Genomic DNA, 15,345 nt, shown 5'->3' with positions numbered 1-15,345 from the left:
ATGTCCTTATGCTAGAGCTAGTGAGTCACGAGTGGATCAGCTAATTACAGGATTGGATGAGCATCGCTAGCGAGCAAACGACGAGCAATAATCAGGCGCATAATTTCATTAGTGCCTTCTAAAATCTGGTGCACGCGCACATCTCTGAAATGGCGTTCTAGCGGATATTCACGGATATAACCGTAACCACCGTGAATTTGCAGTGCACCGTCACACACTTGGAAACCTACATCGGTCGCAAAACGTTTCGCCATGGCACAATAAGCGCTGGCTTCTGGGTCTTGGGTGTCTAATTTAAACGCCGCTAAACGTACCATTTGACGAGCAGCAACCAATTCTGTTGCCATATCAGCCAGTTTGAACTGCAATGCTTGGAATGCCGCTAGCGGTTTACCAAATTGCTTACGCTCATTCATGTATTCAGTTGCACGAGTTAGTGCAGCTTGCGCTGTACCTATTGAACAGGTAGCAATATTAATACGTCCGCCGTCTAGGCCTTTCATCGCAAAGGTAAAACCTTGGCCTTCTTCGCCAAGTAAGTTAGCGGCAGGCACGCGCACGTTTTCAAAACTAATTAATCTTGTTGGCTGTGCGTTCCAACCCATTTTATCTTCAGCTTTTCCGTAAGTAACACCGGCCGCATCGGCAGGTACGGCAATCGCTGAAATCCCTTTAGGGCCTGCTTCACCTGTGCGGCACATCACCACTAAAAGCTCGGTTTCACCCGCACCAGAGATAAACATTTTTGAACCGGTGATCAAGTAATCATCACCATCACGCACAGCTTTGGTTTGCAATGAAGCTGCATCACTGCCAGCACCAGGTTCTGTTAAACAGTAAGAGGCTAATAACTGCCCTGTGGTTAAGCCTTCTGACCACTGCTTACGTAAGGTTTCAGTGCCCCACGTAGTCACCATCCAAGTGGCCATATTATGAATTGTTAGCATTGCTGTGGTGGCTGTACAACCATGGGCTAATTCTTCAAAAATAATCGAAGAATCTAACCGAGATAAGCCCATACCGCCTTCTGATTCTGGCGAGTACAAAGAACAGAACCCCAGCTCACCAGCTTTTTGAATCACGTCTTTAGGAAAGTGATGTTCTTCGTCCCACTTGGCGGCGAATGGCGCGAGTTCTTCGGCAGAAAATTGACGGGCTAAATCAGCAAACTGACGCTGATCTTCGTTTAAATTAAAATCCATGCTGGACTCCTAATATTGTCTTGGATGACTCTTGGGTCATTTATTGCCTTAGCCGCATACCGCTTTAAGCAGTTAACTCATTACTAGGTGCAATGGGAGGTAAGGTGGTCTTGTTGTTTAGCGAAAAATATTGCCGTGACGGCGTCACGGCAATAAACATCATTCCTATTTAAGATCAATACTCATGTTAGGACCGCTAACGGCTTCTGAGTCAAACCAACGAGTTGTGATGGTTTTGGTTTCGGTGCAGAAGCGCACCGCTTGCTTGCCGTAGGCGTGTTGGTCGCCATAGAAACTGCCTTTCCATCCAGTGAACGAGAAGAAAGGTAATGGCACAGGAATTGGCACGTTAATACCCACTTGGCCTACTTCAATTTCATGTTGATATTTACGCGCTGCGCCGCCTGATGCAGTAAAGATTGAAGTGCCGTTGCCGTATGGGCTGTTGTTAACCAGTTCGATAGCATCGTCTAAGTTATCCGCTTCCATACAACACAGTACTGGGCCAAATATTTCTTCTTTGTAAATGCTCATGTCGGTGGTGACATTGGTAAACATGGTTGGGCCAACCCAGTTACCCGACTCGTAACCTGCAACGGTAAAATCGGTTCCATCGAGTAAGCAATCAGCACCTTCAGCTTTACCTTGAGCAATCAGTTTTAGTACACGCTCTTTTGCTGCTGGACTGATAACTGGACCGTAAGCAGCTTCTTTGTCATCCCATAAACCAGGACGAACTTTAGCTAACGCTTCTTTTAATTCAGGGATCCATTCTTTAGCTTTACCCACAAAAATAGCGACTGAAATCGCCATACAACGCTGACCGGCAGCACCAACAGAGGCACCAACCATGTTATTGATCACTTGCTGCTTGTTCGCATCAGGCATGATCACGCAATGGTTTTTAGCTCCTGCAAACGCTTGCACACGCTTTAGATTGTCGGTACCGGTTTTGTAAATGTATTGACCAACCCCCACAGAACCAACAAACGAAATCGCTTTAATGGCTGGGTCTCTTAGCAAGATGTCTACTGCTGTTTTGTCGCCATGAATAAGTTGCAACACGCCTTTTGGCGCGCCTGCTTCAACAAACAATTCAACTAAACGCTGTGGCGTCATAGGATCTTGTTCTGACGGCTTTAAAATAAACGTGTTACCGCAAGCAATCGATAACGGGAACATCCATAGCGGGATCATTGCTGGGAAGTTGAATGGGGTAATACCCGCACACACACCTAATGGTTGAGTGTAGCTATAGGTATCGATATTTCGAGCGACGTTTTCAACAGTTTCACCCATCATTAACGACGCAACACCACAAGCATGTTCAGCTACTTCAATGCCGCGCCATACATCGCCTTTAGCATCTTCAAATGTTTTACCGGTTTCTTGCGCCAAAATGGTCGCCAGTTCGTCGTGATGCTCTTTGAGTAAATGTTGGTAACGCAACATGACGCGCGCACGTTCAGACACAGGGACTTCTTTCCACGTTTTAAATGCTTCTTTAGCACTGTGAATGGCCTGCTCAACTTCGGCAGTGGTAGCGCAATTAATTTTAGCAATAACGCTATTATTGGCCGGGTTGGTCACATCAATATTGCGATCTCCGCTGCCATAAGTGAATTCGCCATCAATATAATGCTTAACTTGTGTGATCATGTTGTTTTCCTCGATCCTTGGACATCTTATGAGTGAATAACATCACTCGTATTGAGTTACTGCACAGGTGACGCGATTTGTTGTGTTTGTCAGTCTCACTAACAGTGGCTGCGTGTACATCTACCTGTGCGGTGGTCTTGTCGAACTTAACTTGTATTGTCTATTTACACTTCAATCGCCATTGCTGTGGCTTCGCCGCCACCAATACATAACGATGCCACGCCGCGCTTAAGGCCGCGTGCTTTTAAGGCATAAATCAATGTGACTAACAAACGCGTTCCAGAACAACCAATTGGGTGTCCCATTGCACATGCACCGCCATTAACGTTGACCTTGTTGGCATCTAAGTTCAGCTCAGAAATAGCTAACATGGTGACCATGGCAAACGCTTCGTTGATTTCGTATAAATCGACGTCATCTTTGTTCCACTGCACTTTATCGAACAGTTTTTGCATTGCGCCAACGGGTGCGGTGGTGAACATTGACGGTTCTTGTGAATGAGTGGTGTGGCCTTTAATGGTCGCTAATACGCTTAAGCCCAATTGCTGTGCTTTTTCGCGTGTCATTAACATTAACGCTGCAGCGCCGTCCGAAATTGAACTTGAGTTGGCCGCAGTAATCGTACCGTCTTTGGTAAATGCAGGGCGTAATGTCGGGATTTTTTCAGGACGAGCATTACCAGGTTGTTCATCTATCTCTACCGTCACGTCGCCACGGCGCGTACTAATGGTTACTGGCACGACTTCGTCTTTAAATGCGCCAGAGTTAATCGCTGCATTGGCTTTTTCGAGCGAACCTAATGCAAAATCATCCATTTGCTCACGAGTTAAACCAAAGTCATCAGCGGTTTTTTGGGCAAATGTGCCCATTGCACCACCGGTATAAGCGTCTTCAAGGCCGTCTAAAAACATGTGGTCCATGACTTTGCCGTGGCCCATGCGCATACCGCTACGTGCTTTATCGAGTAAATATGGTGCTTGGCTCATGCTTTCCATGCCACCAGCAACCACAACTTGGCTGCTACCAGCTTTAATTAAATCGTGCGCTAACATGACGGTTTTCATACCAGAACCACAAACTTTATTGACTGTTGTTGCGCCAACGCTTAACGGTAAACCCGCACCTAGCGTCGCTTGGCGAGCAGGTGCTTGGCCCAAACCGGCTGGCAATACACAACCCATCAATACTTCGTCAACAGCATCAACGCTGATCCCCGTTTGGGCGATAAGACCTTTGATAGCGGTTGCAGCTAATACTGGAGAAGCTACCTCAGACAATGCGCCTTGAAACCCACCCATTGGTGTACGTTTCGCGGCAACAATAACGATATCTTGACCTGTTTGCTCTGTACTCATAACCACTCCAATTTACTGCGCTTAAAAAATTAACATCAATAATATGGATATCACTTTGACGTTGACGCGAACGTAAAGCAAGTAAAAAATGGTCTAAATACAGATGTTAATTAATAGGAATTGTCAGTGAAGATTTACAGTTTAAGAATGTCACATTTAAATTTGATGTAAGATATTGTTTTTATGATATATATCAATACCTATTTATCAGTAACATGATTACTGTTGAGTGATTTATTGAGCGTAAAACTTTAGTCTAAGTAGAAAGTAGCCGAAGCGACCAAACAACTGCATCGGCACTTAGGGAGGGTTAATGATCGACAACCACGACTTGATTACGGCCGTTGTCTTTTGCTTGATATAAGCCTAAATCGGCTTGTTTAATAATGTCGACAAGCTCATGAGTTTGCGGGGTTAACATCGCGACAGACACACTGATAGTGAAATTCATTTTAACATCGTTAAACACAAACTGGTTTGACTCAATACTGGTTCGCAATCGTTCGGCTATTTCAACGGCTTGTGCTTGCTCTGTATCAGGTAAAATAATTAAAAACTCTTCGCCACCGATGCGACCTAAAATATCGTTTTTCTTGAGCCAATTGCGTGCTCGTCTACCACACGCTTTTATGGCTAAATCGCCAATATCATGACCATAATGATCATTAATGGCTTTAAAGTTATCGATATCGAACATAATAACGGCTAGTGATCGATTATGTTTTTTAGCCTGATAAAAGCGCTTTTTACCCTGTTCAAAGGTATGACGTCTATTTGCAATACCCGTCAAATAATCAGTTTGAGAGCGGCGTTTAAATTGTCGGCGAGATTGCCACAAGAAAATGACCACCACCAATAACACCAATGCAATTAGCACTGCGATTGCCATTGATAAGTTAGTAATTTTTTGAGAATCAATTTCGGCCTCTAAATTCAGTTTATTGATTGCCAATTGCTTTTCGAGCAGACGATTATTGAACTCAGCCACGGTAAGATTATGGTCTAATGATGAATTAACCACATCATTATTAATAATATTAGCAAAGTTCTTTTTTTGTAAATCGATGGTATCCAAAAGCTTATTCATACCAAGATTACTCGACCCATTGGCGTAATCAATAATGGCAGCAATCATCAATTTCAGTTCATTGGAATGGCCGTCATAAGTCGCCGAACCAGAAAATATTTCAGCATACTTAAAAGCTTTATTTGGTTGTTGTTGGCGAAAATAACTCAATGCCAACCATGCATGCGTGGCGTCGACAAAGTATTTTTCTTGGGTTGTATCTTGCACCGCTAATGCTCGTAAAAAATGATCAATACCTTCTTGAAATAAACCTTGGGCCCAACAGCTAATGCCAGTATTAAATTGATAGAAAAAATCAAAGTCAGCAAACTCTGGCGATTGTTCAACTAACTGCTGCATTTGGGCTAAATGGGCTTTATTTTCCACCCACATGGCCAATTTAATCGATTCACCCACCATGTTATGCAACATATTAAACATGTCTTGTTTATCTTGGGCTTGCTCCCAAAAGCCATAAGCTTTGTTAAAATATTCATAGGCTTTACGGTTTAAACCATTGTCACGATAGATAGCAGCGGTGGCATTAAATATCATCGCTTGGCGGCTCAGTCCTAATTGATGCTGTTGTGCTAACGCTAATGCTTCATTTAACCTTTTCAGACCTTCGCCAAAATCACTTGGTTTATTATAACAATACGCGCTTTGAGCTAACACTTCGGCCAAGATATCAACGTTTCCAAGCTGACGGGCTAATGTAATCGCCACTTCACGATCTGGGCAATAAACTTGGGTGTCGTTAGTTTGAAGGTAAAGTATGAATGAGCGTTCGAGATAGCTTTTGACCAGTTCTTGACTAAGAGGATGTGGTGTAAGTAATTTAATTGCCTGAGTATAACTGTCAATTGCCGCGACAAGATCACTGTTAACTTCTTGCTCTATTGCTAGCAAATGCAACAACTGGCCTTGCTGTTCAATCGGCCATTGAGCACTTTGTCGTAGCTGTTGTAGTAAAAAATCAATTCGTTGTTGTGGTAAGTTTAATGTGGCTAACTGTTGTTTGATATCAGTAATTGTTGCGCTATCACTATTGTTGCTAACATTGGCGCCATTCATTCCAGTGTCATTTGCATTAGCGTCACTGGCCCCCCAAGACATTAGCGGCCAGCTCATTGCACACACCAATAATATCATCAACTTGGTTTTAACCATTTAACCTCGACCTTACAATAAAAACATCTAAGTTTAACAATAGCTTTTATCGAAACGAAGTCAACGTTAAAACGCTGGTGAAACTATATTCAAATTTACTTTTTACTTTCCCATGGTGTTTTAGCATTCATATCAGACAAGTCATATGGCGTTAGCTGATAAACATAATAATTGAGCCAATTACTGACTAATAAGCTGCCATGACTATGCCAACGAACAATAGTATCTTGTGTGGGATCATCTTGACGGTAATAATTTTGTGGAATATCTGGATTGAGGCCTTCACCAACATCGCGCACATATTCTTCATTCAGTGTGTCTTTTTGGTACTCTGGGTGTCCCATAACAAACACATTATGATTATCACGACTCAGCACAATATACGCGCCAGCCTCGTCTGATTCAGCCAGTACTTCTAAATCTGGATGTTGACGAATTTGTTCAATATCCATTTCTGCAAATCGTGAGTGCGGTGCAAAAAACTCATCATCAAAACCACGCAATAGTGGGTGTGGGTCGCTGGTTCTACGATGATTAAATACACCTGAACGTTTATTAGCTAATAACTGACGATGTAAATCATAAAGATGATACAAACCGGCATGAGCTGCCCAGCATAGAAACAGCACCGAAGTGACATGTTGTTGTGACCAGTCAATAATTTCGCGAATGTGGTCCCAATACACAACATCTTTAAAATCAATTTGCCCTAACGGCGCGCCAGTAATAATCAAACCATCGTAATTGTTATTTCTGATGTCTTCAAAATCACGATAAAAGGTATTCATGTGATCCACTGATGTATGCTTTGATTCTTTATCATGAATGCGTAATAAATCGACCCCAACTTGCAAGGGCGTATTGCCCAGTAATCGCAATAACTGGGTTTCTGTTTCGATTTTATTAGGCATTAGATTCAAGATTAATACCCGCATTGGACGAATGTCCTGATTAGCAGCTCGGGTTTCAGACATCACAAAGATATTTTCTGACTCTAAAATACCTGCTGCAGGCAGGTTATCTGGAATTCGAACCGGCATACGTCTCACCTTTAGATTAATTAAATACATGTACCTGATTAACCAATGTTCGGTTAACCAACCAGCCTTTTCACAATAACGTTAATGTCTGTTATGTCACAGTTTCAACATTCAGTTTTTTGCTGAAAACCGTGGCCATCATCGAATGGCTACTGTCGCTTGCAAACATCATTAGCATGCTCACCCAGTCTACAACGCGGCAGAATGGCTTATTGTTAACGTTAATAGCGGTCAATCTGTTAGATAACCATCATACACTCGGATGGCTAGAAGTCTACACGTCTTAAGTTGAATTTTTTTCTTACTTGTTATCAACTGATGTTATTTCTATTATGAGTCATTATTTTTGATGAGATGAATCATGTCTACAGCGACAGCGATGATTATTGGTGCCAGCTCGCAACTGAGCCAAGCATTAGCCAGACAGTTATCTGCACAGCAAGTTTCGCTAGTGCTTTTTGTTAACGACCCTGAATCACTTAACGAGTTTAGTCAAAGTCTGCCAGGTGAAGTGAGTGTTTATCCGTTAGCGATTGATCAACCTGATACGCTAATTACACAGCTTAATACTGCTTGGACCAAACATAATGGCGCCCATTTGGTGATTGTTAATACTGGTGTCAATGACTACGACCCTTCTCTGCCTTGGGCAATTGATAAGCTCGCCATCGAAATTAACGTTATGGGATTTGCTGCTGCCAATAACTGTATTTTTAAATTAATGTGCGATCAAGGTTATGGCCAACTAGCCGCCATTAACTCAATAGCCGGTCAACGTGGAGGCCCTAATGTGGCTTATCATGCCTCCAAAGCCTTTGCTGAAAATTACCTGCAAGGCTTGAGTATGCATGCGCAACGATTGAAGCTGCCTATTACCATTAGTGATATTCAATTAGGGTTATTTGATAAAGCCGTTCATTTGAATACACAACTGCTCCTGTCGCCTATCGATAAAGTGGCTAAACAAATCATCACGGCATTACAAAAAGGCAAACGGCGAGTTTATGTCACTAAACGCTGGCGTGTTGTCGCTTGGATAAATCGTTTATTACCAGAGTACATTTACAATACCCGCCATTGGAAACCGCGTAAAAAGTCTCAATAAACGCCATCAACAAAAACAGGAACCCGCAGGTTCCTGTTTTTCATATTCTTGTTTCTTCTCTAACGTATTTTACGCTAGCTTAAAAAGTATAACCGATGCTGACCATGTAAACCCAAGGATCAATGTCGGTATCAACCACAACATGGTCTGCCCCCATGTCAAAGCTCACATCCGTTGAAATTTGTGCGTACCAAACAGACGCGTTAACTAACCATTTTTTGTCAATTTGATAATCAAGTCCAACTTGAGCTGCAACGCCCCAAGAGTTAGATAAGCTCAAATTATCTAAGCCAAGATCTTTCGCTTCTTGAGTAAATTCACTGTCATAGAAGTTAGTAAAGTTAATCCCTAAACCAATATAGGGACGTAAAGCAGACTGTGAATCACCAAAGTAATATTGCGCTACCAGCGTTGGAGGCAATTGCTTTGAATCGGCTATTTTACCGAGTTCACCCAGTGACACATCGTGACTAAAAGGCGATGCGGCTAATAATTCAATGCCCAAATTATCAGTTAGCATATAACCAAAATTTAACCCTAATTGGACATCATTATCCACGCCAAATTCAGCAATATTTGCGACTACTGGGCTTGACTCATTTGGAGCAACCATCGCAACACCAGCACGAACTATAATATCACCAGCTTGATGGGCCGCAGCACCAAATGAAAAACCAGCAGTTAATAAAGAAGCAACAACTAAACTTAGGGTAATTTTCTTATTCATTTTTTAACACTCCTTGGCAATGACAACTAGATGCAATTCTGTGCATCCTCAACATTTGCGGTTAACCTACTGAAGTTAATCGCTAACATCATTGATTTAGATCAACAAAACACCAGTACTACTATAGAGGTACCTAATTAGATGCTAGGCTGTTGATTTGGATCACAAAACGAGAGCGTATAGAGATGAAAGAGGTATTTAACAGTTAGGTTTTGTGAGGTTGATCAAGCGAATTTTTGATGATGACTATTCTGTAACCAATAGTTTGGAGTAATGTATTAACCATCCCTTTTGGGACACGCGATGATTAAAAATAGCCTTGTCACGCTTTGGATTTGGACTTAACGACAAATCAAACAAACAGGATAACCCAAACACACTCGTCACCTGTAATTGAAACTCAGCGGATGTTAGGTCATCAATTGAAGCTAATTTCACTCCAATAGCCGTCTGTTTTTCTGGCCAAAATGACATGGCATCAGCACAAGAAATATAGGGCATATCACCATTTCTAAGGTGCATTCTGGCTTGATTTTTCACCGACCATGGCAGAGCTATCTGCTTAACGAGTAAAGCTTCAATCGCCTGGTCTTCTGCAGAAGATGGGTTGTTATCACGCCAGTAAATGACATCAATGTCGTTTAAGGGCTGTGAGGTCATGCTGTGCAAATTATCCCAAATCAAATTGCGTATAAAACCCGCGCTAATTAACCAGTCGGTGATCCCTTGTTGTTGCATCACTTTCTGGCACACCATTAACGCAGCCAGTCTGGTTTCATCTTGTTGCAACCACAGCCACAACAAAGACAATCGTTTAGCCTGTCCTTGTTGTAACTGATCAATGGCCACTTGATTTAACTGGGGCGGATTAAACTGGTGCTGATTAAACAAGGGCAGATTAAACAAAGTTTGATTATGTCGCGTCATGCTGTTGTTCTGGCGCAGCATCAACAAATGCAGGTAACTTATGGCACTCATCCCAAATTCTGACAATATTAGGATACGCAGCAAGCTCTAGATTAAAACGTTTGGCATTATACACTTGCGGGATCAGACAAATATCGGCCAGCGAAGGAGTATCACCAAAACAGAAACGTCCAGAATATCGACTTAACTGCTGTTCTAAAGCAGCAAAGCCAAGGTGTATCCAATGGTGATACCAACGCATTTTATCAGCTTCTGATACGCCCATTTCGTTAACTAAATATTGTAATACTCGTAGATTATCTAAAGGATGAATTTCACAGGCAATCGCTTGAGCCATGCTGCGCACAATGGCCCTGTGCTCAATATTACTGGGAAGTAACGGTTGCTGAGGGTGTTTTTCGTCGAGGTATTCCATAATCGCTAACGATTGCGATAAGTTAATCTCGCCTGACTCATTATTGTCGACAAAGGTCGGCACAAGATCCGAGGGATTGAGTTGATGATAAGCCTCTGAGTGTTGCTCACCACCATTATTAACCAAATGAACTGAAATATGTTCTGCAGTTAACTGCTTTAAATTTAACGCAATACGCACCCGATATGCCGCGCTTGAACGCCAATAGCCATAGAGTTTCATGTCAATTCCCTTACTTTTGTTTTATTCAGCCTAATAAAAAAGCAATAACGATTAACCGCTATTGCCTTTATATTTCGATTTACATCGCTTTCAAAATATTAAGCTTTGTATTCAACCACTTTTTGATCGATAGAACCAAAGATGCTCACACCGTTATCATCAAACATTTCAATGCGAACCGTGTCGCCAAAGTGCATGAACGGCGTTGAGGCTTTACCGTCGGCAATGATTTCAAGCATTCGCTTTTCCGCTAAACAGCTTGAACCTGCACTGCGATCGTAGTTAGAAATAGTACCAGAACCAATAATTGCACCTGCGCCTAATGGACGTGTTTTAGCCACATGCTCTACTAACTGGCTAAAGTTAAACGTCATGTCAACGCCAGCATTCGGGCGACCAAATAGTTCACTGTTTAAATGAGTCACTAACGGCAAATGTACTTTGCTGTCTTGCCATTTATCACCTAATTCATCTGGGGTAATCGCAATGGGCGAAAATGCACTAGATGGCTTAGATTGAAAAAAGCCAAAGCCTTTGCCTAATTCGCCAGGGATTAAGTTACGCAGTGATACGTCGTTAACCAACATCAATAATTTGATGTGCTTAGTTGCATCTTCACTGTTAACACCCATGACAACATCATCAGTAACAATAGCGATTTCTGATTCGAAATCGATACCGTATTCTTCGCTGGCCATTTGAATATCCGCTTTAGGGGCGATAAAACTGTCAGAACCACCTTGATACACCAATGGATCAGTCCAAAACGATGCTGGCATTTCAGCGCCACGTGCTTTGCGTACTAACTCAACATGGTTAACATACGCACTGCCATCGGCCCATTGGTAGGCTCGGGGTAAAGGGGATAAACAACGTGCTTCATCAAAATCTACTGCATTGTCCATCTGACCGGCGTTTAGTGCTTCATACAACTCATTAAGTTGTGGGTATAACAAATCCCAAGCATCTAATAATTGCTGCATAGTATGGGCAATAGCGGGTACCGCGACTGTTTTGGTCAAATCTTTACTGACTAACATCAATTGGCCGTCGCGACGTCCGTTGTGATAACTTGCAAGTTTCATTACTGCTCCTAAATTCTGGGTGAGATCTGCGTCCTACTAGAGACAAGACTCTCAATCTAACCATAGAAATAACCGATCGAGACGGAAAATCCTATAGTAAGTACCAAATCACATTTTTGTGGTGCTAATCGTGATTTGTAAATTATTCGTTACAAAACATAAAAGGCCACGTCAGCACTGATTGTCAGCGTTAAAATGACCAAAATGCCAGCGCTTGGCTGGCATTAAATCGTTACATTACTTTTTCTTACTAATACTGTAATCACGCAACTTGTTAGCAATAGCGGTGTGAGACACACCTAACTTTTTGGCTAATTGGCGTGTACTTGGGTACGCGGGATATAACCGACGTAATAAACTGGCTTCATATTCTTTCATCGCCTCGTCTAACGTGCCCTCAAACTCTTCATCGAAATAACCAAATCCTTCGGCATATGAAGGTAATTTAAGTTGTTCAACAGTCAATTCTGTTGAGCCATCCCACATTGATACCGCTCTAAAAATCGCATTTTTCAATTGGCGCACATTACCCGGCCATGCGTAGGTAAATAGGTAATCGCGACAACTTGCCGATATACGCCTTAAGGGACTCGATAACTGCTGACTATAATGCTCTAAAAACATCTCAGTTAATGGAATCACATCCACGCGACGCTCACGCAGTGATGGCATGTGATAACTTAAAACATGGATTCGATAATACAAATCTTCTCTAAACTCACCGGATTGGCAAAGTTCAGCTAAGTGTTTTTGGGTTGAGCAAATAATTCGTACATCGGCGCGCACTTCTTCATCGCCACCAATCCGTCTAAAAGTCCCGTCTTGTAATAAACGCAATAATTTAACTTGTGCGGTTTTGGACATCTCGGCTATTTCATCAAGAAATACCGTACCGCCTTTTGCTTCTTCAAATAGACCACGTTTAACGACTGTGCCATTACTGACAAAGCCAAACAGCTCTTCTTCAGCAACACTATCAGGCAGAGCGGCACAGTTAATCGCGATAAAAGGATGTTCGCGGCGCATGCTGGCGTCATGACTCGCACGGGCCATCAACTCTTTACCCGTTCCCGTTTCACCGGTGATAAGTAACGGTGCATCAAGTTGCGCCATACGTTTGGCTTGCTTGAGTATGTCTTTCATTTTGTCGCTGATAGCCAATACATTATCAAAACCAGTAGTTTGATTTTGCAGGGCATTAAACTGTTTACCCACTCTAGCAGGTGACTTTAGCGAGATAACCGCACCCGCTAAAATGGTTTTATCATCATCATCGGGTAAGTAAATTGGCAGCATTTCAGCCAAATACTCGCTCGAGTTAATTTGTACTCGTGTGGCTTGCGCCAACACCGGTATTTCACTCATCCAACGAGCAAAGTTAAATCCTTGCACCCAATGATTAAGTGACTCACCCACCACTTCATGTTCAGCCATACCAAGCGTCAATAAAGCCGACTCATTGGCTATGCGGATCCGCCCTTTCGCGTCTGTTGAAAACACCGAATCGGGTAAGGTTTTAAGTAAGGTTTTTAGGGCGTAATGTTCTTGCTCTGACGGCATAAAAGATACGGTACGGACATCATGCACACTTTCGACTTTGCGAATTTGTGGCATAAGCTCACGCAGGGTTTCGAAACTGATTTCTGCAAACTGCAAAAACAGGAAACCTTTATTACTAGCATCAATGGCAATTAAGTTAATACCATGTTTTTCAAGCACGACGAGGATGTCTTTCGCTAAACCCACGCGATCGATACAGCTGACTTCCAAACGCATAATGTAACGATTCCCTATTTATTAATGTTTTATTGCGGAAATTTGGCATTACGTTAGAGGGATATGGCTTCGGTGGCAAGTGAAGTTTACAGTAGAATTGTAACAGAGAAACTATTTCAGCATGTTACGTTAACGTAACATGCTGAAATAGATGGCGATAGTAACTAGTCTAACAACTGGTCGGTCTTGGCAGCCATAATGAAATCGTTTTTGTGTAACCCTTTAATTGAGTGTGACCACCACGTCACGGTGACTTTACCCCACTCGGTTAAGATACCTGGGTGATGGAACTCAGCTTCAGCTAAATCGGCCAACTTATTTGTAAAGGCCATCGCTAACTTAAAGTTTTTAAATTTATATACTCGCTCTAACTGCATAATGCCGTCACGAATTTCAACGCCCCAATCTGGGATCATACCGACAAGCTCTGCTAACTCTGCATCCGTTACTTTTGGTGCATCTGCTTGGCATGCTTCACACTTCATCTCGGTTAATGCGTTCATTTGTACTCCTTGGCTAAATTAAATAGTGTCTCACTTGCAGATTGTTGAGCTAAAGCTCAGCTGCAATAAATCGTTAACTGGCTTTGACTTTTGGAGCAAATTTAGGCTCAAACATGCCTAATTGACGCGCTTTGGTCACCATGCTCATAATGTCCATACGGGCAATTTCATCTAAATAGTCAATATGATCGATAACATAATAAATTGGCTGCATGATATCAATACGATACGGTGTGCGCATTACGTCGAGTAAATCAAACGGCTTACGTTCAGGACTGTCACTTAATGCATACATAGTTTCACCCGGTGAACTTAAAATGCCGCCGCCGTATATTTGCAGTGATTCATTTTTTGCCTGAACCAAACCAAACTCAATGGTGAACCAATATAATCGTGCCAGAAATACGCGTTCTTCTTTCGATGCCGCTAGTCCTAACTGGCCATACATATGCGAAAAATGCGCAAATGATGGATTGGTTAATAATGGACAATGGCCAAATATTTCATGGAATATGTCAGGCTCTTGTAAGTAATCAAACTCTTCTTTACTGCGGATAAAGGTTGCAACTGGAAACTCTTTATTAGCGAGTAACTCAAAGAAACGACCAAATGAAATCAGTGCTGGCACTGCAGCGGTTTTCCAACCTGTAGCATCAAGCAGCACTTTATCGATTTCAGGCAATTGTGGAATGCGATCAACTGACATGCCTAATGCATCTAAGCCTTGTAAATAGGCTTGGCATGCACGGCCCGGCATATTCGTCACTTGGCGCTGATACAATTGTTGCCATAATTGATTCTCATGCTCTGAGTAATCAATGTAACCTTGGGCATCAGGTTGGTGTGCAATATACTTTGTTGCTGTACTCATAGGTTCCACTTTACGTCAACTTCACTCCCTACATAGTGTGCTAAGGCTGATGTTTTGTTAACTCCCTCACAGTTTATTGTCCTGCCATAATGTAGTACTAATCGTAAACAAATAAATACAACCGTCATTTTATCACTCTCTATCAAGCTGTTTTCGAACCACTTTTGAATCTATTTTTAGGCAAGCTAACCAGTATTAATTTAAACGTTCTATCAATAATTT

General features: G+C 42.2%; 13 protein-coding genes. 1 reads left to right on the top strand and 12 read right to left on the bottom strand.

Annotation, left to right across the window (positions count from 1 at the left end; all coding sequences use genetic code 11):
* Positions 1–44: 44 nt before the first annotated feature.
* The 5 genes from SFRI_RS06885 to metA form a co-directional block, all read right to left on the bottom strand.
* On the bottom strand, positions 45–1,202 hold the full coding sequence (locus SFRI_RS06885) for an acyl-CoA dehydrogenase family protein (protein WP_011636814.1): 1,158 nt from the start codon (positions 1,200–1,202) through the stop codon (positions 45–47).
* 165 nt (positions 1,203–1,367) lie between these two features.
* Positions 1,368–2,861 carry a CoA-acylating methylmalonate-semialdehyde dehydrogenase gene (locus SFRI_RS06880; protein ID WP_011636813.1) on the bottom strand — a complete coding sequence of 498 codons (1,494 nt, stop codon included), beginning with the start codon at positions 2,859–2,861 and terminating at the stop codon, positions 1,368–1,370.
* 164 nt (positions 2,862–3,025) lie between these two features.
* Positions 3,026–4,216 carry a thiolase family protein gene (locus tag SFRI_RS06875; RefSeq protein WP_011636812.1) on the bottom strand — a complete coding sequence of 397 codons (1,191 nt, stop codon included), beginning with the start codon at positions 4,214–4,216 and terminating at the stop codon, positions 3,026–3,028.
* Positions 4,217–4,526: 310 nt separating this feature from the next.
* Positions 4,527–6,452: a GGDEF domain-containing protein gene (locus tag SFRI_RS06870; protein WP_049763528.1), complete on the bottom strand. Its 1,926-nt coding sequence runs from the start codon at positions 6,450–6,452 to the stop codon at positions 4,527–4,529.
* A gap of 95 nt (positions 6,453–6,547) precedes the next feature.
* Positions 6,548–7,492 (bottom strand): homoserine O-acetyltransferase MetA, encoded by a 945-nt coding sequence (gene metA, locus SFRI_RS06865; protein ID WP_011636810.1) that lies wholly within the window; start codon positions 7,490–7,492, stop codon positions 6,548–6,550.
* 361 nt (positions 7,493–7,853) lie between these two features.
* Here metA and SFRI_RS06860 point away from each other — a divergent pair, with 361 nt between their 5' ends.
* Positions 7,854–8,597, top strand: a complete 744-nt coding sequence (locus tag SFRI_RS06860; protein WP_011636809.1) for an SDR family NAD(P)-dependent oxidoreductase — start codon at positions 7,854–7,856, stop codon at positions 8,595–8,597.
* 79 nt (positions 8,598–8,676) lie between these two features.
* Here SFRI_RS06860 and ompW read toward each other — a convergent pair whose 3' ends face one another.
* From ompW to phhA, 7 genes are all read right to left on the bottom strand, one after another.
* Entirely contained in the window at positions 8,677–9,324 is a 648-nt protein-coding gene (gene ompW / locus SFRI_RS06855) for an outer membrane protein OmpW (RefSeq protein WP_011636808.1), read from the bottom strand.
* A gap of 246 nt (positions 9,325–9,570) precedes the next feature.
* A complete protein-coding gene (locus SFRI_RS06850; RefSeq protein WP_049763527.1) occupies positions 9,571–10,251 on the bottom strand; it encodes a nucleotidyltransferase family protein in 681 nt (226 codons plus the stop codon).
* Positions 10,238–10,888 carry a maleylacetoacetate isomerase gene (gene maiA, locus SFRI_RS06845; protein ID WP_011636806.1) on the bottom strand — a complete coding sequence of 217 codons (651 nt, stop codon included), beginning with the start codon at positions 10,886–10,888 and terminating at the stop codon, positions 10,238–10,240. The genes SFRI_RS06850 and maiA overlap by 14 nt, the downstream gene beginning before the upstream one ends.
* Positions 10,889–10,986: 98 nt before the next feature.
* On the bottom strand, positions 10,987–11,973 hold the full coding sequence (locus SFRI_RS06840) for a fumarylacetoacetate hydrolase family protein (protein ID WP_011636805.1): 987 nt from the start codon (positions 11,971–11,973) through the stop codon (positions 10,987–10,989).
* A 237-nt stretch (positions 11,974–12,210) separates the two neighbouring features.
* Entirely contained in the window at positions 12,211–13,749 is a 1,539-nt protein-coding gene (gene tyrR / locus SFRI_RS06835) for a transcriptional regulator TyrR (RefSeq protein ID WP_011636804.1), read from the bottom strand.
* A 164-nt stretch (positions 13,750–13,913) separates the two neighbouring features.
* Positions 13,914–14,252 carry a 4a-hydroxytetrahydrobiopterin dehydratase gene (locus tag SFRI_RS06830; RefSeq protein ID WP_011636803.1) on the bottom strand — a complete coding sequence of 113 codons (339 nt, stop codon included), beginning with the start codon at positions 14,250–14,252 and terminating at the stop codon, positions 13,914–13,916.
* Between the two features lie 73 nt (positions 14,253–14,325).
* Positions 14,326–15,123: a phenylalanine 4-monooxygenase gene (gene phhA, locus SFRI_RS06825; RefSeq protein WP_011636802.1), complete on the bottom strand. Its 798-nt coding sequence runs from the start codon at positions 15,121–15,123 to the stop codon at positions 14,326–14,328.
* Positions 15,124–15,345 lie beyond the last annotated feature (222 nt).

The organism is Shewanella frigidimarina NCIMB 400 (genome assembly GCF_000014705.1).
GTDB classification, from domain to species: domain Bacteria; phylum Pseudomonadota; class Gammaproteobacteria; order Enterobacterales; family Shewanellaceae; genus Shewanella; species Shewanella frigidimarina.
The sequence above is the reverse complement of the archived record's forward strand: the minus strand, read 5'-3'. Positions and strand labels throughout refer to the sequence as shown.

Excerpts from the sequence above, each read along its gene's own strand:
- SFRI_RS06885 (WP_011636814.1), bottom strand. The coding sequence starts at position 1,202 with ATGGATTTTAATTTAAACGAAGATCAGCGTCAGTTTGCTGATTTAGCC.
- SFRI_RS06880 (WP_011636813.1), bottom strand. The coding sequence starts at position 2,861 with ATGATCACACAAGTTAAGCATTATATTGATGGCGAATTCACTTATGGC.
- SFRI_RS06875 (WP_011636812.1), bottom strand. The coding sequence starts at position 4,216 with ATGAGTACAGAGCAAACAGGTCAAGATATCGTTATTGTTGCCGCGAAA.
- SFRI_RS06870 (WP_049763528.1), bottom strand. The coding sequence starts at position 6,452 with ATGGTTAAAACCAAGTTGATGATATTATTGGTGTGTGCAATGAGCTGG.
- metA (WP_011636810.1), bottom strand. The coding sequence starts at position 7,492 with ATGCCGGTTCGAATTCCAGATAACCTGCCTGCAGCAGGTATTTTAGAG.
- SFRI_RS06860 (WP_011636809.1), top strand. The coding sequence starts at position 7,854 with ATGTCTACAGCGACAGCGATGATTATTGGTGCCAGCTCGCAACTGAGC.
- ompW (WP_011636808.1), bottom strand. The coding sequence starts at position 9,324 with ATGAATAAGAAAATTACCCTAAGTTTAGTTGTTGCTTCTTTATTAACT.
- SFRI_RS06850 (WP_049763527.1), bottom strand. The coding sequence starts at position 10,251 with ATGACGCGACATAATCAAACTTTGTTTAATCTGCCCTTGTTTAATCAG.
- maiA (WP_011636806.1), bottom strand. The coding sequence starts at position 10,888 with ATGAAACTCTATGGCTATTGGCGTTCAAGCGCGGCATATCGGGTGCGT.
- SFRI_RS06840 (WP_011636805.1), bottom strand. The coding sequence starts at position 11,973 with ATGAAACTTGCAAGTTATCACAACGGACGTCGCGACGGCCAATTGATG.
- tyrR (WP_011636804.1), bottom strand. The coding sequence starts at position 13,749 with ATGCGTTTGGAAGTCAGCTGTATCGATCGCGTGGGTTTAGCGAAAGAC.
- SFRI_RS06830 (WP_011636803.1), bottom strand. The coding sequence starts at position 14,252 with ATGAACGCATTAACCGAGATGAAGTGTGAAGCATGCCAAGCAGATGCA.
- phhA (WP_011636802.1), bottom strand. The coding sequence starts at position 15,123 with ATGAGTACAGCAACAAAGTATATTGCACACCAACCTGATGCCCAAGGT.